The organism is Niallia sp. FSL W8-1348, assembly GCF_038006745.1.
Lineage (GTDB): Bacteria > Bacillota > Bacilli > Bacillales > Cytobacillaceae > Niallia > Niallia alba.
This window is the reverse complement of the sequence record NZ_JBBOVV010000002.1, coordinates 819,356-838,674: the sequence shown is the minus strand read 5'-3', so window position 1 is coordinate 838,674 and position 19,319 is coordinate 819,356. Positions and strand designations below refer to the sequence as shown.

The following is a 19,319-nucleotide window of genomic DNA, read 5'->3' as shown; positions in this document are numbered from 1 at the left end:
ACCAGTAATTGAATACGGTCAAAGACTCTGTTTGTATACACAGAGTAAACGGGATAAGTCTGTCCTTTTTAATAATCTTCTTTTAATTATATTTATCTTCTTTGAAGAAAGGGATTATTCTGCTTTTCTTCATTTTTGTGTAATTTTCTTCGCTAAGAGAGAAGCTTATATGGTGACATTTACCTTCGTGCTTCTACTTTAATTAAGATGGGCAATTCCCTTTACTCTAAATCACAGACATGGTGTCTGTGATTTTTTGTTTTATCTAAATGTAGATGGAGGGGTTTCAAATGTGTATGTTACTTTTTTATTGATACGAGCTTAGTCCAGAAGCTCGTATCGATCCTTGCTATCGATACGAAATGATAAAATTTCGGGAGGTAGCAAATATGGAAAAAATCTGTTTTGAATTAGAAAATGTTGAATTAGCCTATTTAGATAAGGAAATCTTAAAGATCAACCGTTTAGCTATTCACCAATTTGACCGAATCGGGATTGTTGGTAAGAACGGTGTAGGAAAAAGTACACTATTGAAATTATTGGCAGGTAAGATACAACCCACAAAAGGGAGAGTGTCTCGTCATGTTGAATATGGATATTTTGAGCAGCTTGAAGCACCGACATCTCTTGGAGCCGATCCGGTATTACTTGGAAAATTAGATATCCCAAAAGATGCGGTTCAGTTAAGTGGTGGAGAGCAGACAAGGATGAAGCTTGCTCAGTTGTTTACCAATTATTACGAAGGATTGCTAATTGATGAGCCGACCACACATTTGGATCAAGAGGGTATTTCCTTTTTTTTAGAGGAACTTCGTTATTATTATGGAGCGCTAGTATTAATTAGTCATGATCGTAGAGTGCTAGACGAATTAGTAACGACAATCTGGGAAATTCATGAAGGCAAGGTCCAGGTTTATTCAGGAAATTATAGTGAATACGTGGTCCAAAAGCAGTTAGAACGTGAGCAACAACAGCAAGCTCATGAACAATTCGTAAAAGAAAAGAGCAGGCTTGAAAAAGCAGCACAAGAAAAAATGAAAAAAGCACAAAAGGTTGCTCAAGCAGGGAGGATGTCAAAAAGGGAAGCGAGTGCCTTACCGAACAAGTCGTTTATGACAAAGTCCAAAGGTACGAGTGCAAAAGCAATGCAGCGTGCAGCTAAAGCTATTGAGAATCGAATGGAAAAACTTCAAGAAGTCGAAGCTGTAAGTGAAAATAGACCAATTGTTTTCCGTCAAACGAAAGCTACAGAATTGCATAACAAGTTCCCGATTATGGCTGACCGCTTTACACTTCAAGTTGAGAATAAAGTATTAGTAAAAGATGTTAGCTTTCAGCTACCGCTTGGGAAAAAAATTGCGATTACAGGCAAAAATGGCAGTGGAAAAAGTACATTGCTAGATCATATTGCGAATAAAGGTAATGACCTGATAATTTCTCCAAAAGCAAAAATAGGATATTTCAAGCAAATGAGTTATCAATTCACTAATAATGAAACAGTTCTGCATTTCGTAAAAAATCGTTCAGGATATGATGAAACATTTTTACGAAGTGTTTTGCACTTAATGCAGTTTGTTGGTACAGATTTACAAAAAAGTGTAAAGTCACTAAGTGGTGGCGAAGCTATTCGCCTTCAACTTTGTCTGCTATTCTTAGGAGAATATAATATTTTATTGTTAGATGAACCAACTAATTTCTTAGATATCTATGCCATTGAAGCATTAGAAACCTTTATTACGGGATATGAAGGCACCATACTTTTTGTTTCACATGATCAACAATGTATAAAAAATGTAGCAGACTTGCAATTGAATATTCATAAGAAAAAATTGATACAAAAATGAGTGGGAAAATTAGCCGTTAGAATTCGGCGGTTTTTTATTCCGCTCTTAACGGACAGACCCGACCGAAAGTTGCGGAAAATCGATAAAGCTCCCGTAAAAGTCGAGTCAGTGCAACTAAACAGCAGTGGGGGATGAAGGAAAATCCCCACTGATGGAAGTTTCACTTTATTTTTTTGGTGAAATATGGGTTAACGAGGTGATTTTAACCTTATTATATAGCTACGATATTTATAAAAAAGATGAGGAGAAACACCTTTTGGATTTGATTATTGCAAACGGGCTCTATTCTTGAAAATAAAAAGAAAATAATAGAAAATAAATTACAGGCTCTAAAATATCCATGTTAGTTAAGATACTGTTGATAAGGCATACTACCAAAACAACGGATTTTTTGAAGTGCTTAGCTATTAGGTTTAATGAAAATACCCGCACATAACTTGATAATGGAGTGGAATAAATGAAACAAATTTCAATTTTAATTGCTGATGATGAGGAGGAGATAGCTGATCTAGTCGCAATTCATCTAGAAAAGGAAGGATATAATGTCATTAAAGTACATGATGGCCAAGAAGTTATACATGTTACCCAGGCTCAATCAATTGATTTGCTGATTTTGGATATTATGATGCCGAAAATGGATGGATATGAAGTAACCCGTCAGATTCGAGAACAATATAATATGCCTATTATTTTTTTGAGTGCAAGAACCTCTGATTTCGATAAGGTACATGGACTAGTGATTGGGGCAGATGATTATATGACTAAACCATTTACGCCAATCGAATTGGTTGCACGTGTGAATGCGCAATTGCGGCGCTTTATGAAGTTGAATCAACCCAAAGTAGCGGATAAGAAAACTATTTTGGAATTTGGTGAAATAGTGATCTCTCCTGATCAACGTACAGTTTTGCTATATGGTGAAACAGTCGAGCTAACGCCAAAAGAGTTTGACATTCTGTATTTATTAGCTAGTCATCCAAAGAAAGTTTATAGTGTAGAAAATATTTTTCAGATAGTGTGGGGGGATGCATACTTTGAAGGGGCTAATACGGTAATGGTACATATTCGCACCCTAAGGAAAAAACTTGGAGAAGATAAGCGGAAAAACAAGCTAATCAAAACCGTTTGGGGAGTGGGGTATACATTCAATGGCTAAATTTATACGCAGTTTTCGCGCTAAAATAATCGTATTATTTGGTCTAAGTATGCTTCTCGGTGGTATAATAACTTACTTATTCTTTTAAGGACTACAGCTTTATTATCATGCAACTGTTCGTCGAGGTGACCCGTTAGCTGAACTTCGTCAATTCATAGGCAGTATCGGAGACTTTAACTTCTTTTTTATACTATTTATTTCCCTTTCGTTCGTGTTTTTCTTTTTACTTACTAAGCCCTATTCTACCTATTTTAATGAATTATCAAATGGAATTACTTATCTTGCTCGTGGCAACTTTAAACATCGAGTTTATATCCATTCAAATGATGAATTTGGAGATATTGCCCAAGCAATTAATCTGGCAAGTGAAAAATTAGAAGAAGCCATACAAAGAGGCGATTTTTCAGAAAACAGTAAGGAGCAATTAGTTGTAAATTTAGCCCATGATTTGCGGACTCCACTAACTTCTGTTTTAGGTTATTTAGATTTAATCCTTAAAGATGAGAAGTTGACTAAAGAACAAGTCAGGCATTTTTTAACGATTGCCTTTACTAAATCGCAGCGGTTAGAAAGACTGATTGATGAATTATTTGAAATAACTAGAATGAACTATGGCATGTTACCAGTTGAAAAAAGGCAAATTAATTTAAGTGACCTACTTCTCCAATTAAAAGAAGAATTGTATCCTGTTTTTGAGAAAAATGATTTGATCGCTCGAATGAATATTTTACCCCATTTACCTATTTTGGGTGACGGGGAGATGTTAGCTCGTGTGTTTGAAAATCTTTTAACCAATGCCAATCGTTATGGATACGATGGTCAGTTTGTAGATATAAACGGGTTTGTTGATGGAGAAGAAGTGGTTGTTCAAGTTGTAAATTATGGAGATAGTATTCCAGCGGATGAACTTCCCTATCTTTTTGATATGTTTTATACCGGTGATAAAGCACGTACTCACCAGGAAGATAGCACAGGTCTTGGTTTATTCATTGCAAAGAATATTGTGGAGCAACATAATGGAACGATTACAGCTGAAAGTAGTTTAATACGGACTGTATTTGAAGTTCGTTTACCGCAAGAAAGTGTTCCAATTGACCAAGTTTAAATCTTTCATAAAGGATTTAAGAAAAATTTAAATTTTACCCTACTCTTTATTTAAAAAGTTTTTCCTATTCTAGAAGAGAATAGGAGGAACGTGAAATGAAGAAGTGGGGTTTTTTATTGTTGTTAGTAATATGTCTGAGTTTTGTATTTGTCAATAAAGAATGGTCTATTCAAAATAAAGTTGAAGTTGAAGGAAATGAAAAAAATAACATTGATCCTATAGATAATAGCGAGACTTCTGAAGGTTTCCAAACGATAGCGATTACGAAAGAACAGATCTTTCAAGGAAATTTACTTTTGGTTAATAGTGAAAATCCGGTTCACCAAGAGAGTATAAAATCAGATGTTGTAAATTTATTTATGCATAGAGAATTAACAACTGGTTACGGGTTGCTTGATAACGAAATTAAATTGTCAAAGGATGTTGCCCGTAAATTTTCGGTAATGATAGCTGCTGCTGAAAAAGAGGGGGTTCGCCATTTCTTAATTAATAGTGGCTTTCGAGACTTCGATGAGCAAAATGTGCTTTATCAAGAAATGGGCTCTGACTATGCTTTGCCTGCAGGCTATAGCGAACACAATTTAGGTTTATCACTTGATGTGGGATCAACTCTAACGAAGATGGAGGTAGCACCTGAAGGTCAGTGGTTAGAAGATAATGCTTGGAAATATGGCTTTATTTTACGCTATCCAAAGGATAAAACAGAAGTTACTGGAATTCAATATGAACCTTGGCATATTCGCTATGTTGGATTGCCGCATAGTGCGATTATGGAGGAAAAGAATTTTGCTTTGGAAGAATATTTGGATTACTTAAAAGAAGAAAAAAAACTTTCTACGAGTGTAAACGGAGAAAAATATGAGATCTTTTATTATCCTGTTAAAAAAAATACTGATGTTCTTGTGCCGGACAATCTTCGTTATGAGATATCAGGCAACAACGTGGATGGTGTAATTGTCACAGTACTTCCTGAATCAACAAATACTAACTTAAAAAGGGAAAGGATGGAAAAATGAGTAAATCGAAAATAATGCATAGAATTATCGTACTAGCACTTTTTATCTTTTATATATGCGAATTATTTAAAATCATTCTATTTAAGTTCCGTTGGAGAGATACGACCTTCCTCATGTCTCAACTTCAGAGGAATCTTGGGAACCCTGATAATCTCGTGTACCAATTGCAAAGAGGCAATTTCATCCCATTAAAAACAGTATCTATTAATATTCAGAGTCTATCGGGCTGGCATGATTTAAGTAATTTTGTTGGAAATATTGCAGCGTTCATCCCTTTTGGAATATTTCTTGTATTATTGTCTAAAAAAAGGGGGATATCATTCAGAGGTGTATTAGGCCAATCCTTTATTTTAAGTTTATCCTTGGAATGTCTACAGGTCGTTTTTTCACTCGGAATTTTTGATGTAGATGATCTACTATTAAATACCTCTGGGGGATTAATTGGCTTTGGTGCGATCAAGCTTTATCGTAAATTTACAGTTAATACATCAGGCGTTGAACAAGATGGAGATATGGTTGAAAAACAGAAGATTTAGAATATCGAGAAAGAAGAACTGTACCGTTATTTAGCAAAATGGGAAGGGGATGCGGTGAATTAGGTAATAGTGTTAAATCAGCTAACAGAAGCTCCAAAGTAATTCCCAAAGTGGCATTATTGATGAAGTTTTCGCCTGGAAAAATTATCGATTTTTAAATGACTACTAAACAATACTTTACAAAGAAAGATCCAATTTGATCAAATCGAATAAAAAAGGTACGGAAGAAGGCTGTGCAAACTAATCTGCACAGCCTTCTATATATTGAAAATGTTAGTATCTATTTTCTGAAAGTTGGTCTCAATAATAACCGTAAGGCGGGATGCCATACCCATATCCGTATGGTGGATAACCATATCCTCCATATAATGCTGGACCAAGTAAAGCACCAGTAGCAAATCCACCAAGTAGACCTAAACCAAGTCCTAAGCCAGCACCGCCAAATCCAAAACCTGGTCTTCCAAAACCAAACCCCGGTCTGCCGATTCCAAAGCCCGGACGTATTCTTCTCACATCATTTGCATAAATGAAATGATTCTGCATAAAATCTCCTCCTCTTTTTCTAACTAACTTCTAGCACTATCACCATTTCAAACATTATCTTTAGTTTGTGAACAAACAAAGTGCGTGCACTTTCATCTTTCGGGATAGTGTATGTGTCTATTTCCTTTTTTGCTTGATATAAACGCCTATCTCTACTTACAACAATCTTTCTATTGTGTTTTCTACTGAATGAACGGAAATGTGTGAACATTTAACTTGTCTGTTGTACTATTTTCCCCTTCGAAATACTAAATTTGAGTATAGAGATGGAGAATTCCTTACATTTGTCTTCAATTGTCTTAGTTGGTTGTTAAAAGGAGGGAAAAGTATGTATATTGATGGAGTCTTTTCCGGTGGAGGAATTAAGGGGTTAGCATTAGTAGGGGCATATGAAGTCGTAGAGCAGCGAGGTTTTCATTTTGCTAGACTGGCAGGAACGAGCGCTGGATCCATTGTTGCAGCTTTAATTGCCGCAGGATATAAGAGTAAAGAAATAGCTAATTTATTGGAGGAACTGGATTTAAGCACTTTTTTAGATGAAAGAAAATTGCTCATTCCCTTTCCACTCGCGAAATGGTTTTTTCTATATTGGAAGTTGGGATTATATAAAGGAGAGGAATTAGAAAAGTGGATAGCAGATAAATTAGCCGCAAAAGGATTAAGAACATTTGCAGATATACCTCCGCAATCATTACGTTTCATTGCGTCAGATATTACAAATGGAGTATTAATGATTCTGCCAGATGACTTGCCTAAATACGGAATCAACCCTCAAACCTTTTCCATTGCAAAGGCGGTTAGAATGAGCTGTAGTCTTCCTTATTTTTTTGAACCTGTAGTAATTGGGAGTAAGTCAAATAAAAATGTGATTGTGGATGGAGGTGTGCTCAGTAATTTCCCGATGTGGCTATTCGATCAAGAGAACGTTCTGAAAACAAGGCCCGTTTTAGGAATTAAATTAAGCCATAATATCAAAGAGCATCCAAAACATAAAATTCATAATGCAATCGATTTATTTGCAGCGATGTTTGAAACGATGAAAGATGCTCATGATTCTAGATATATTTCCCGAAAACATGAAAAAAATATTATCTTTGTACCAACAGAAGGAGTAGTGGCGACAGAATTTTCCTTAACGAAAGAAAATCAAGAAAAGCTTATTCAATTAGGAAGAGATTGTGCGATAAAGTTTTTTAAAACATGGACTTATTGATAAAGTGAAACTAACCATCTAGTGGGGGGAGTCCTTCTTTTTTCCTTTCTCCTCTGCATTTTGGTTTTCATTCACTTGGTGAACGCCACTTTTTCGTTTGTTTCTCTGCATTTTGGTTTTCATTCACTTGATGAACGCCGCTTTTTCGTTTGTTCCTCTACATTTTGGTTTTCATTCGCTTGATGAACGCCACTTTTTCGTTTGTTCCTCTACATTTTGGTTTTCATTCGCTTGATGAACGCCACTTTTTCGTTTGTTCCTCTGCATTTTGGCGTTCATTCGCTTGATGAACGCCACTTTTTATAGAAAAGAAAACCCTGGGCTATGCCTAGGGTTCCAAAAAGCTTACAGCGTGGTATTAAAAAAACTTCCTCGTGGTGCTAAAATATTTTTTGGTTCGCCAACCGAAAATAAATAGCCAGGAGGAAGTCCTTATGTCAAAAGACAATAATAGTTTAGCACACACAACTTGGAATTGTAAGTATCACATAGTATTTGCACCAAAATATAGAAGACAAATAATTTACGGGAAAATAAAGAAAGATATTGGGCAAATCTTACGTACCTTGTGTGAGAGGAAAGGCGTAGAGATAATAGAAGCAACTGCGTGTAAGGACCACGTACATATGTTAGTGAGTATTCCGCCAAAATTAAGTGTATCAGCATTCGTAGGATATCTAAAAGGAAAAAGTAGCTTGATGATATTTGATAGACATGCACAACTGAAATATAAGTATGGAAATCGAAAATTTTGGTGTACAGGATATTATGTAGATACGGTAGGAAGAAACAAGAAGGTAATTGAAGAATATATCCGTAATCAAATACAAGATGATCTAGTCGCAGAACAATTAACGATTATGGAATATATTGATCCATTTACAGGGGAAGAAGTGAAGAAAAAGAAACGAAAAAATTAGGAGAGAAGGCCTTTGAGGTCTGGCCAGTAGAAGTAGTACAATTGGCGAACCTTTCAGTAGCCCTTTAGGGTTTGGTCAGTAACAAAGGCTTTCAGCCGCAGAGAAAACCACCCGTTCTCACGGGTGGTCCTTATTCGTTTGTTCCTCTGCATTTTGGCGTTCATTCGCTTGATGAACACCACTTTTCCCCTTCAACCCCCCTGAAGGTTAGTTGAACCAATTGGACTTTTTACGAATAGTTGATCTCAAGTGATCTTCCTCGAATTCTCAAAAGTTTGAGACTGAGTTTTACTGTTAGTTAAGGTGGGATAAATGCACTTTTAGAGGAGTATAGAAGTAATGCATTCCAAGAGAGAATTAATTTATAAGGCTGTTTTCGTAAAGTTTGTTGCTCCATTTTTCCAACTAATTCTTTTTTTCGATTGAAAAACAACAATCCTTTAGAAAACAGCCATTTATAAAAAAAGAATCGAGCTCTTTATAAAGAGGCTCGATTCTTTCTTTTGCTCTTCTTCCCCTCAATAACAGTCAAATGAGCTGTACTTTTGCTTCGTTTATGCTTATTGGCTTTTAAGGAAGAGGATTTGGTTGAGTGCTGTTGTGCTATTGGTGATTTTTCTCTAGTTTGTAGTCGCTTTTTTGATTGCTTTGCAGCTTTTAGAAAAGCTCTTTGTTCTCTTTTTTGCGGACTAGATGTACTGAAATGGCGATAAATGAACCAGATAATGGCACCGACAGCAAACATGACAGCAATGTTTAGAAAAAATCCTGTTGGATTTTTAATTAAATTTACAGCTAGGCCAATGAAAGCAAAGAAAATGATACTTCCAAATATAATAATTGAAAATCGGTTCTTCAAAAAAGCCACCTCCCTAAAAGCATGATGAGCATTTTTTCTAACTTTTAAACTATTATTAAGAAAAGTTTATTCAAAAAAGGCTAAATTGTTCACATGAAAAAGTTTTCAGAAAAAGATTTTTAACAAAAAAATAGTATGTGTAGATCAATCTTGTATTTATATTGAATCTATTTCCCTTTATTATCCATCATACCCTTTTTATTTGCTCATTCAACCATTGCTTTTGATAATTGTGCTTCTGTTTCTTCTTCACGCCTTTTTAATTCATTAAAGGAAAGGATTGCTACTTCTACTTGCTCATTACTCGGTTCTTTTGTTGTTAATAATTGCAGCCAAAGTCCTGGTAATCCAAGGTATTTTAATACAGGAACGTCTCTTAATTTATTGGTGATCTGAAGTACTTCAAAAGAAATGCCAATAACGAAAGGAATTAAGGCAATTCGGATTAATACTCTTTCAAACAGATTCTCTGGATAGAAGAATAAATAAAGGAATAGTCCGACAATTACCGTAAAAAGAATAAAACTTGATCCGCAGCGATAATGTAATCTTGATGCTGCTTGGACATTTTCAATCGTTAATTCTTTTCCATTTTCATATGCATTGATTACCTTATGTTCGGCGCCATGATATTGAAATACTCTCTTTATAATAGGTGTTAGTGAAACAAAGTAAATGTATCCAAGTAAAAGGATAAGCTTAAAAAAGCTTTCTAGTAGGATTTGAGCAACATGACCAGAAATAATCGGCATAAACATAGCCGCTAGAAAGGTCGGAATAAGCGTAAAGATGAATTTTCCAAATAGAAAGGAAAGCACTCCTAGAACTGCTACTCCTAAAATCATGGATAGTTTAGATGGTTCTTGTTCTTCCAATTTATAATCTTCTGAAGGGTCAAGATCAAATCGATCTGTTGAAAAATTTAAATGTTTTGTTCCGTTCCCACTTGATTCGATTATGGCAATAAGACCTCTTAAGAATGGGATTTTCTTAAATTTTGCTAGCTTTGTATTATATTTTCTTGGAAGATGAAAATAATCAACCGACTGATCTTTTCGTCTTATAGCTGTTACATAATGATGTTTACCTCCAAACATAACACCTTCTACAACAGCCTGACCTCCGTATAATGGTTTTTGTTCACTTGACATGTATAATTACACCAACCTCAGGATAAATTAGGTGAACACAACGGGCTTCTATATAATGAAGAATATTTATGGTTGTAATTTCCCCTAATACTATCTTACTAAAAAATTCAAAAAACCACTAGCGTGACATCACATCCTATCTTAATCCTTCCTTTTAATTAATCATAAATAAGAATAATGCAAGGAAAGAAAAGGAATGGGACATACTACTAGTCGGAGGTGGATATTATGGAGAACAAACAACAATCACACGATGAAAAAGATAGACCGATGTCTTTTATTGCCTTAGTTATTTGGACAGGGATGTTTGGCGGTATTTTTTGGTCTTTAATTGGTTACGTTGGGTATGTTTTTAATTTTACGGAAATACGTCCTAATATTATTTTAGAACCTTGGGCTATAGGAAGTTGGAAATATGGTTGGCTTGGAACAGTGATCAGTATTATCGCAATTGGTTTTTTCTCCACTGGTGCGGCTTTTGCTTATTATTTAATGCTTAGAAAATTTAAGACCGTTTATATTGGGATGGGGTTTGGAATTGCATTATTTGCTTGTGTATTTATTGTTTTAAATCCAATTTTTCCAAGTATGGCGCCTTTCTTAGAGTTGAAAAGAGATACGATTATCACATCTGTATGTTTATACATTTTATATGGAGTTTTTGTTGGATATACAATTTCCTATGAAGAAAATGAAATTCAAATAAAAAAATGGAAAGAAACTAAGCCAGCTACGACTTTAACAGGTAATGAAGGAGAATAAAAAGTTTTCTTCCTGTTAATTACTCATAGCTAATTAGGGAGTCTAATATCTTTGTTTACATGCTATTTTGTCTGTATTTCAAGCGTATTTATGATAAAATGATTTACATGAGTGTACTTTTTCATCATTCAGATTATTACCTTATCTAGAAGTTGTTAAGGCTTTAAGAAGAACTGTGCCTCTAGGAATGCGTATAAAGTGAGGGAGAGGATTTAAATGGAGAAACTTAAAAGAGTAAGAGAAGCACTAACAGAAGTTGGGGCAGATGGTATTTTAATAACTAGCACTTATAACAGACGCTATGTTAGCAACTTTACAGGTTCTTCAGGAGCTGTCTTAATTAGTGGGGAAAAGGCTTTATTTATAACAGATTTTCGCTATGTAGAGCAGGCGGGAAATCAATGTATTGGATTTGATATCGTTCAGCATAAAGGGGCAATTCTTCAAGAAGTAGCTAATCAAGCAGAGAAACTAGGGATAAAGAACTTAGCATTCGAACAAGATTACACTACATTTACGCAGTATAAGGAGCTAGAAACGGTAGTAAAAGGAGAATTAGTGCCAGTTTCGGGGATAATTGAAAAGTTACGCTTGATTAAGACAAATGAAGAGATTAAGATATTAAAGGAAGCTGCTAAGATTGCTGATGCTGCTTTTACTCATATCCTTGATTTTATCAAGATTGGGAAAACAGAATTGGAAGTTTCGAATGAATTAGAGTTTTTTATGAGAAAATTAGGCGCCACTTCATCTTCTTTTGATACTATTGTTGCATCAGGAAAAAGATCTGCCTTGCCACATGGTGTTGCATCCGATAAAGTGATTGAAGCTGGTGATTTCATTACATTGGATTATGGTGCGTATTATAATGGATATGTATCTGATATTACGAGAACAATTGCGATCGGTAACCCAGATGAGAAATTAAAAGAAATATATGATATCGTCTTAACTGCTCAACTGAAGGGTATGGAAGGCATTAAACCAGGAATTACCGGTGTCGAAGCAGATGCACTTACTCGTGATTACATAACTGAAAAAGGGTATGGAGAGTATTTTGGACATACAACAGGCCACGGAATAGGATTAGAAGTCCATGAAGGACCAAATTTATCCTTCCGTAATAATGCTCCGCTAGAACCAGGTATGGTAGTAACAGTAGAACCAGGTATTTATATTCCAGGTCTTGGTGGAGTGCGTATTGAAGATGATACAATAATAACAAAAGATCATAATGAAGCTTTAACCCATTCAACGAAAGAACTGATTATTTTATAGGAGGATTACTGCATGATTTCAGTAAACGATTTTAAGACAGGTTTAACAATTGAGGTAGACGGCGGAATCTGGCGCGTGCTTGATTTCCAACACGTTAAACCTGGTAAAGGTGCAGCGTTTGTTCGTTCAAAATTAAAAAATTTACGTACAGGTGCTGTTCAAGAAAAAACTTTTAGAGCTGGGGAAAAAGTTGCGAAAGCACAAATTGATAATCGTAAAATGCAATATTTATATGCAAACGGCGACCAGCACGTATTCATGGATGTAGAATCTTATGATCAAATTGAGCTTTCAGATTCTGTAATTGAATACGAATTAAAATTCCTAAAAGAGAATATGGAAGTCCATATAATGATGTATCAATCAGAAACACTAGGTGTAGAACTTCCAAACACAGTTGTATTAGAAGTGGCTGAAACTGAGCCTGGTATTAAAGGAGATACTGCTTCAGGTGGTACAAAACCTGCAGTAATGGAAACAGGTCTAACTGTTCAAGTTCCTTTCTTCGTTAATCAAGGGGACCGTTTAATTATTAACACAACAGAAGCTAGCTATGTTTCTCGTGCATAATGTTCTAAAATGTAGGTAATATACTAATTTTACCATTTGCATTCCGGTAAAAATTCATGTATGATAAAAACATAGAAGCTGCGTTGTACGTTATCGTATGAAGTTTCAACCTTTATCGATATTTAGGGAGTTCTATATTAAAGAAGGATCAGCAGGCCTAATGCCATTCGTCATTAGGACATATGATGAGAGCTTTTGCGAACACCCACCTGGTGGAGCAGGTTTTGAAACTCCATACACCTAAGCGGCAAATGCGGCTGGAAAAGGAGGTAATCATTTGATTGCCTCCTTTTTCCATGGAAATATAGTGGCTCCTATTTTCTGGATTTTCTCTGGAAAATACTTGTGTTGAAAATATAAACGCTGTAATAATGGCGTTATCGTTTCTTATAAGCAGGAAATAAAAATACTTAATGAAATGAAAAGGGCTTTAGTTATAGACTTAAGAAAAACGAATGAAAATTTTCCAAAGGAGTAGGATTACGAATTTATCCTACTCTTAATTTTTGTCCTGGGTATATTTTATTGACATCCCTCAATTGATTCCATTCCTTCACTTTACCAACACTTGTATGAAACATCTTCGCAATTTGGCTGACTGTATCTCCTTTTTTTACGACATAATAGACAGCTTGTGTGGATGGTATTTTGATTTTCTGCCCGACTTTTAGCAGATTTGGATTTTCTATTTGGTTGTAAGCTGAGAGTACTTTGATGGTTGTATTATATTTCCTGCTAATTTGATACAGTGTATCGCCTGCTTTAACAATATATTCTTTATTATTAGAGGTAGTTGCTTTAGTATCTGTTTCAAAATATGGAAGTGGGTTAACTGCATTAGACTTAAGGACATTCCAGCGGCCAACATGTAATTCAAAATGCAAATGCTGACCTGTTGAATCTCCTGTACTGCCCATAATGCCGATAACTTGTCCTTTTTTGACAGAATCTCCAACCTTTACTTTTCGAGAACCACTTTTTAAATGGGCGTATACTGTTTCATATACTTGTCCAGAAATTTGATGAAGAATCATAATGCATTCTCCGTAACTTGCTGAATAATAGGATCTAGTAACAGTTCCATCAGCACTTGCCCTAATTGCATTGATTCCATTTTCTGCAAAGTCCACACCGAAATGTTTGTCCTTACCTGTTGAGTGGAATCCATTTGATATATATGTTACCGAAGTTGGTTTTGAAAACATGGTAATATCACCTCATGATAGCATATGATGAAGTGATTATTTTTGGTTGGACTACCTTTTTATTTTGGGAAATCATACCCCATAATTGCGGCGATTTTTTTCGGAATATCAGTGTTATCTAGCACACCATGAAATTCTTCCGCACCTGTTCCAACTGCGAAAACAACAATCATATTACTTGTATGTCCTCCTGTATCACTAAGCTGCTGTATTTGCGGTTGTATGATGCCGGCGTGATAATGGTTGGCGATTATATTGCCGATTTTCCAGTCAATTTGTTGCTCAAGATAAACCTGTCCTTTGTTTCGCATTGTATTTGTTTGGAATTGCTTAAGCTCTTCTTTACTTAAATCAATAGCTGCATAGTCTTTAAAAACCTTCCGGATGCTGTTTGTCGTATAACCATTGCCTGTTTTTTTCTTGCTTAATTGTTGTGCCATGTAATGTGGAGAGGCAGAAATGTCTTTAAGCCCGTTTATATCCATTGCTTCTGTGGCAGAAACCCCCATTGTCTCATGGTCGGCAGCAACAACAACTAAAGTATCCTTTCGTTTATTAGCCCATTCTACACAATATTTCACAACATCATCGAAAGCAATGGTTTCTTTCCATATTCCTGTAATATCTGATGAATGGGAGGCATGGTCGATTCGGCCTCCTTCTATCATTGCAAAAAAACCTTTTTCTTCATCTGCTAAAACATTTAAAGCTTTTTCAGTCATTTTCTGTAAAGATGGTTCCGTTGTTTTGAGATGATTTCTGTCTAGTTGGAAATTTAAATGAGCATCCCCAAATAAACCGAGAATTTTTTTCGCATCTGTTTTTTCTAATTGATCAGCCGTTGTTAAAAAATCATATCCAGCCTTTTTATAGGCATCGATAAGATCAATTCCTCTTTTATCATTGCGAGTGAAGTATTTTTTACCGCCACCCATAATAATATCGACTTTATTGCTTAATTGTTGCTTTGCAATTTCCTCTTGGTCTGCCCATCTATTATTAACGCTTGCTGTAAAGCTTGCAGGCGTTGCATCTGTTACAGAATTCGTCGTAATAATCGCCGTTTTCTTGCCAGCTTTTTTAAAGCTATCTAAAATACTGTCTTCGTTTTTCCCCTCAGGTGTCATGCCGATCATTCCATTATCTGTTTTCCTACCAAGTGCGAGTGCTGTCCCTCCAGCAGCAGAGTCTGTTACACGATTATTGTTGGATGATGTATGAACGATAGCGGTATGAGGAAGTGTTTCGATAAAAAGTCTTCCTTTTGTTCCATGCTCAAATAATCGAGCAATCTCCATTTGCCCAATGCCCATGCCATCGCCAATTAATAAGATAACGTTTTTAGGTGTTCTTTTTTGTTCCTTGCTTAAAGCAGGTTTATGTCCCGCTGTTTGAACAGAAAGAAAGAGCCCTAAACTGATGGAAAGAAAGACGAGAAGTAATTTTTTCATGTCCTTTTCCTCCTATATTTTTTAGCTTTTAATCTTATATAGCTTTTGAAAAAAAGCTAATTTTTAACCATTTTTTACACTTGGTGCCATCCTTCTATATAAAGGCTGATTTCATATACTTGGCGAAGCCTAAATATAGCAGATACCTTTTCATTATCCTCTATGGTATCTAAGTGTTTTCAAGCTGCTCAGCTTAGTTAAATAATAATCTTTCCTATGAAAAAACAATAATTGATAAAAATAGAAGAATTAAATCCGAAGTGACATAAAAGAAGAAGACAAGCATACATTTTAATAAGTCATCCTATATATGTCATAACAAATCAGTTTAAATATTGTAAAAGCCTTTTTAACAAAGGAGGAATTTCATTGTGAATACCATCTATTCTTTTTTGCCAAAATCTATTGAAAATCATATTCTCACAATCCCTCCAGCAGAAAGATTAGGAATGGAAGAGATTCGAGTTCGAATAGGCAGGCCATTAGAAGTTTTTATTAATGGGCGTTCTATCTTTTTCCCATTTATCGTTTCAAAAGAGGATGGGAATCAATTGTTAAATAAAATAAGTCAATATTCGGTTTATACAATGGAAGAAGAATTGAAAAGAGGATATATCACTGTTCAGGGGGGACATCGAATTGGACTAGCTGGCAGAGTGATTTTACAAGATAGCAAAGTCAAGGCTATACGAGATGTAGCTTCTTTCAATATTCGGATAGCAAAAGAGCAAATTGGAATAGCTAATTCATTTATTCCTTACTTATATGATAAGGGGAAATGGCATCATACGATGATTATTGGACCTCCTCAGACAGGGAAAACAACCTTGTTAAGAGATATTGCTAGACTAATTTCTTCGGAGGAGGAGAATTCTTTATTAAAACCAGCAAAAGTTGGAATTGTAGATGAGCGATCTGAAATTGCTGGATGTTTAGATGGGATCCCTCAAATGACATTTGGACCACGAATTGATGTACTGGATGCATGTCCAAAAGCCGAAGGAATGATGATGATGATTCGCTCCATGAGTCCAGATGTTCTAATTGTGGATGAAGTCGGTCGGAAAGAAGATGAAGAAGCCATTCTAGAAGCAGTAAATGCGGGCATCCAATTAATAATGACTACACATGGATCAAATTTAGATGAAGTGAAAAAACGGCCTATGCTCTCTAGAATGATAAAAATGGGCATATTTGAACGATATATTGAATTAAATAGAAAGAAAGGTCCTGGTACAGTGACAGCAATAAGAAATGGACAAGGCCAATTATTGATGGATGAAATGAAGGTGAAGTAAATGATGAAAATAATTGGTGCAATCTTAATTCTTGCTTCCACAAGCTGGGGTGGAATGGAATTTTCAAAGCTATTAAGCCAAAGACCAAAGCAAATTCGCGCATTAAAATCTGCACTACAATCTTTAGAGGCAGAGATTATGTATGGACATACCCCCTTGCACGAAGCAAGTAGAAGATTAGCAGAACAATTAAATGAGCCATTAAGTTCCTTTTTTGCGAGTTTTGCAGATCGCTTAATTAAAGAGGACACAACCGTGAAAGAAGCATGGGCAGTTTCTTTAAATGACATTTGGAAAAAAACGGCGATGAAGGGTACCGAATTAGAAATTATGAAGCAGTTTGGAGAGACATTGGGGCGGCATGACCGTCTATCGCAACAAAAGCAAATTATGCTAACACTTACTCATCTGGAAAGAGAAGAAGCAGAAGCAAGGGAAACGCAAGGGAAATACGAGAAAATGATAAGAAGTCTCGGGTTTTTGTCCGGCCTGCTGATTGTCATTTTATTGATGTAGTTTTAGGAGGAGACTTTTATGGGCTTAGAGGTCGATATTATATTCAAAATCGCTGGGGTTGGAATCGTTGTAGCTTTTTTACATACAATCCTCGACCAAGTCGGCAAAAAAGAATACGCGCAATGGGTTACGTTGTTTGGATTTATTTACATTTTGTTTATGGTAGCAAACATCGTGAATGATTTGTTCCAGAAAATTAAAGCAGTATTTCTATTCCAAGGGTAAAGGAGGATATCATCATTGAAATTCTTCAAATAGTTGGAATTGCACTCATTTCCACATTTTTAGCACTCGTGGTAAAAGAACAGAAGCCTAATATCGCTTTTTTACTAGTAGTTTTTGTTGGTTGTGCCATTTTTCTTTTTCTTGTTGATCAAATTGCCGCTATTATACAAATGGTTGAAAGAATAGCCTTAAATGCAAGGGTAAATACCGTTTATGTCGAGACGATTCTAAAGATTATTGGAATCGCCTATATCGCTGAATTTGCTGTGCAAATTACAAAAGACGCAGGGCAAGGATCGATTGCCTCCAAAATTGAACTTGCGGGAAAGATATTGATTTTAGCCATGGCAGTCCCAATATTAACCGTTTTAGTTGAAACCATTTTAAATATGATTCCCAATTAACTAGGAAACCGTTTTCCGAGGTGAAAAAATTGAAAACAAAGCTGAAAATCGTACTACTAATAATGGCAGCTATCTTTTTTCTCTATCAACCTATTGTACAAGCCTCACCTCACGAATCACCAAAAACAGAAGATACGGAAACAGCAGAGGAAATAAAGGAAGAAGGAATGGATCCAACAAAAATTGTTGAATCGCAATTGGAGTCTTTAGATCTCAATGAATTAACGGAATTTTGGGATTCTATCAAAACAGAGTATGGAGGTTTTTTACCAGAAAGTCAAAAGGGCAGTCTCTATGACTTTATGGTTGGGAATAAAAGCTTTGATTTACAGGGCTTTTTCCACGGAATGCTTCAATTTGCGTTCCATGAAATTATCGTAAATGGAAAATTATTAGGTTCCTTAATCCTACTTACTATATTTAGTGTCATGTTGCAGATGCTTCAAAATTCATTTGAGAAAAGCTCAATCAGTAAAGTAGCATATGCGATTGTTTTTATGGTGTTAATTATACTTGCATTAAATAGTTTTCATGTAGCTATTACATATGCGAGTGATGCTATTTCGAACATGACAAATTTTATATTAGCGCTGGTGCCGTTATTGCTGGCCCTTATGGCAGCATCAGGTGGTGCTATATCTGCTGCATTCTTTCATCCCGTCATTTTATTTTTAATGAATACAAGCGGCATGTTAATCGAGTATATTGTGCTCCCTCTGTTATTTTTATCCACATTACTCCATGTCGTAAGTAGTTTATCAGAACAATACAAAGTTACCCAATTAGCAAATTTGTTAAGAAATATTAGCATAGGGATTCTTGGGATTTTTTTAACGATATTTCTAGGTGTTATTTCTGTACAAGGGGCATCTTCTGCTATAACTGACGGGATTACGATAAAAACAGCTAAGTTTGTAACAGGGAATTTCATTCCTGTTATCGGACGAATGTTTACAGATGCAACAGATACTGTTATAAATGCCTCCTTATTATTAAAAAACACGGTAGGGATAGCAGGCGTAGTAATCCTTCTTCTTCTTGTAGCCTTTCCGGCAATCAAGATTTTAATGATTTCCTTTATATATAAATTTGCAGCAGCAATCTTGCAGCCAATCGGCGGCGGTCCAGTCATCAAATGTTTAGATGTTATTAGTAAAAGCGTCATTTATGTCTTTGCAGCATTAGCGATCGTGTCCCTGATGTTTTTCTTAAGCATTACAGTGATCATTGTTGCTAGTAACTTAACGATGATGGTCAGGTAGAAGGG

At 35.6% G+C, this 19,319-nt stretch carries 19 protein-coding genes, 1 other RNA gene and 1 pseudogene; 16 read left to right on the top strand and 5 right to left on the bottom strand.

The window, feature by feature from the left end; all coding sequences use genetic code 11:
- Positions 1 to 389 precede the first annotated feature (389 nt).
- The 5 genes and pseudogenes from NST60_RS22645 (at position 390) to NST60_RS22625 (ending at position 5,657) form a co-directional block, all read left to right on the top strand.
- On the top strand, positions 390 to 1,844 hold the full coding sequence (locus tag NST60_RS22645) for an Msr family ABC-F type ribosomal protection protein (RefSeq protein ID WP_254415394.1): 1,455 nt from the start codon (positions 390 to 392) through the stop codon (positions 1,842 to 1,844).
- A gap of 457 nt (positions 1,845 to 2,301) precedes the next feature.
- The gene (gene vanR / locus NST60_RS22640; protein ID WP_016204904.1) at positions 2,302 to 3,000 is read left to right on the top strand and encodes a vancomycin resistance response regulator transcription factor, VanR-F/VanR-M family; all 699 of its coding nucleotides are present in this window, start codon (positions 2,302 to 2,304) and stop codon (positions 2,998 to 3,000) included.
- A pseudogene (locus NST60_RS22635) lies at positions 2,993 to 4,105 on the top strand (ATP-binding protein). The gene vanR and the pseudogene NST60_RS22635 overlap by 8 nt, the downstream one beginning before the upstream one ends.
- Before the next feature lie 95 nt (positions 4,106 to 4,200).
- Positions 4,201 to 5,121, top strand: a complete 921-nt coding sequence (vanY, locus tag NST60_RS22630; RefSeq protein ID WP_254415393.1) for a VanY-A/VanY-F/VanY-M family D-Ala-D-Ala carboxypeptidase — start codon at positions 4,201 to 4,203, stop codon at positions 5,119 to 5,121.
- Positions 5,118 to 5,657: a VanZ family protein gene (locus tag NST60_RS22625; RefSeq protein WP_016204906.1), complete on the top strand. Its 540-nt coding sequence runs from the start codon at positions 5,118 to 5,120 to the stop codon at positions 5,655 to 5,657. Before vanY ends, NST60_RS22625 begins: the two co-directional genes overlap by 4 nt.
- A gap of 300 nt (positions 5,658 to 5,957) precedes the next feature.
- Here the strand turns inward: NST60_RS22625 and NST60_RS22620 are convergent, their stop codons facing one another.
- Positions 5,958 to 6,200, bottom strand: a complete 243-nt coding sequence (locus tag NST60_RS22620; protein WP_016204907.1) for a hypothetical protein — start codon at positions 6,198 to 6,200, stop codon at positions 5,958 to 5,960.
- A gap of 328 nt (positions 6,201 to 6,528) precedes the next feature.
- Here NST60_RS22620 and NST60_RS22615 point away from each other — a divergent pair, with 328 nt between their 5' ends.
- Together NST60_RS22615 and tnpA are read left to right on the top strand one after the other, a co-directional pair.
- A complete protein-coding gene (locus tag NST60_RS22615; protein WP_016204908.1) occupies positions 6,529 to 7,413 on the top strand; it encodes a patatin-like phospholipase family protein in 885 nt (294 codons plus the stop codon).
- Positions 7,414 to 7,847: 434 nt separating this feature from the next.
- Positions 7,848 to 8,333 (top strand): IS200/IS605 family transposase, encoded by a 486-nt coding sequence (tnpA, locus tag NST60_RS22610; protein WP_061800923.1) that lies wholly within the window; start codon positions 7,848 to 7,850, stop codon positions 8,331 to 8,333.
- Positions 8,334 to 8,811: 478 nt separating this feature from the next.
- On the opposite strand, the gene NST60_RS22605 is transcribed toward tnpA, so the two are convergent.
- Together NST60_RS22605 and NST60_RS22600 are read right to left on the bottom strand one after the other, a co-directional pair.
- Positions 8,812 to 9,201 carry an SA1362 family protein gene (locus tag NST60_RS22605; protein ID WP_224427523.1) on the bottom strand — a complete coding sequence of 130 codons (390 nt, stop codon included), beginning with the start codon at positions 9,199 to 9,201 and terminating at the stop codon, positions 8,812 to 8,814.
- Between the two features lie 197 nt (positions 9,202 to 9,398).
- A complete protein-coding gene (locus NST60_RS22600; protein ID WP_254415391.1) occupies positions 9,399 to 10,343 on the bottom strand; it encodes a DUF1385 domain-containing protein in 945 nt (314 codons plus the stop codon).
- Positions 10,344 to 10,571: 228 nt separating this feature from the next.
- On the opposite strand from NST60_RS22600, the gene NST60_RS22595 reads away from it, so the two are divergent.
- From NST60_RS22595 to ssrS, 4 genes are all read left to right on the top strand, one after another.
- Positions 10,572 to 11,105: a YqhR family membrane protein gene (locus tag NST60_RS22595; RefSeq protein ID WP_205835627.1), complete on the top strand. Its 534-nt coding sequence runs from the start codon at positions 10,572 to 10,574 to the stop codon at positions 11,103 to 11,105.
- A gap of 216 nt (positions 11,106 to 11,321) precedes the next feature.
- The gene (locus NST60_RS22590; RefSeq protein ID WP_016204912.1) at positions 11,322 to 12,383 is read left to right on the top strand and encodes a M24 family metallopeptidase; all 1,062 of its coding nucleotides are present in this window, start codon (positions 11,322 to 11,324) and stop codon (positions 12,381 to 12,383) included.
- A gap of 12 nt (positions 12,384 to 12,395) precedes the next feature.
- Entirely contained in the window at positions 12,396 to 12,953 is a 558-nt protein-coding gene (gene efp, locus NST60_RS22585) for an elongation factor P (protein ID WP_016204913.1), read from the top strand.
- Between the two features lie 72 nt (positions 12,954 to 13,025).
- A non-coding RNA gene (gene ssrS, locus NST60_RS22580) (6S RNA) lies at positions 13,026 to 13,217 on the top strand.
- 224 nt (positions 13,218 to 13,441) lie between these two features.
- Here the strand turns inward: ssrS and NST60_RS22575 are convergent.
- Positions 13,442 to 14,158 carry a LysM peptidoglycan-binding domain-containing protein gene (locus NST60_RS22575; RefSeq protein WP_224427522.1) on the bottom strand — a complete coding sequence of 239 codons (717 nt, stop codon included), beginning with the start codon at positions 14,156 to 14,158 and terminating at the stop codon, positions 13,442 to 13,444.
- A gap of 59 nt (positions 14,159 to 14,217) precedes the next feature.
- Complete coding sequence (locus NST60_RS22570) at positions 14,218 to 15,609, bottom strand: alkaline phosphatase (RefSeq protein WP_101730842.1); 1,392 nt, start codon at positions 15,607 to 15,609, stop codon at positions 14,218 to 14,220.
- Positions 15,610 to 15,980: 371 nt separating this feature from the next.
- On the opposite strand from NST60_RS22570, the gene spoIIIAA reads away from it, so the two are divergent.
- From spoIIIAA to spoIIIAE, 5 genes are read left to right on the top strand one after another with little or no spacing between them, the layout of a single operon-like run.
- Complete coding sequence (gene spoIIIAA, locus NST60_RS22565) at positions 15,981 to 16,907, top strand: stage III sporulation protein AA (RefSeq protein WP_101730843.1); 927 nt, start codon at positions 15,981 to 15,983, stop codon at positions 16,905 to 16,907.
- Positions 16,908 to 17,423: a stage III sporulation protein SpoIIIAB gene (spoIIIAB, locus tag NST60_RS22560; protein ID WP_016204917.1), complete on the top strand. Its 516-nt coding sequence runs from the start codon at positions 16,908 to 16,910 to the stop codon at positions 17,421 to 17,423. It begins immediately after the preceding gene.
- Positions 17,424 to 17,441: 18 nt separating this feature from the next.
- Positions 17,442 to 17,648, top strand: coding sequence for a stage III sporulation protein AC (gene spoIIIAC / locus NST60_RS22555; protein WP_016204918.1), 207 nt, complete (start codon positions 17,442 to 17,444; stop codon positions 17,646 to 17,648).
- An 8-nt stretch (positions 17,649 to 17,656) separates the two neighbouring features.
- Complete coding sequence (spoIIIAD, locus tag NST60_RS22550; RefSeq protein ID WP_051994032.1) at positions 17,657 to 18,052, top strand: stage III sporulation protein AD; 396 nt, start codon at positions 17,657 to 17,659, stop codon at positions 18,050 to 18,052.
- Between the two features lie 29 nt (positions 18,053 to 18,081).
- Positions 18,082 to 19,314, top strand: coding sequence for a stage III sporulation protein AE (spoIIIAE, locus tag NST60_RS22545; protein ID WP_205835626.1), 1,233 nt, complete (start codon positions 18,082 to 18,084; stop codon positions 19,312 to 19,314).
- Positions 19,315 to 19,319 lie beyond the last annotated feature (5 nt).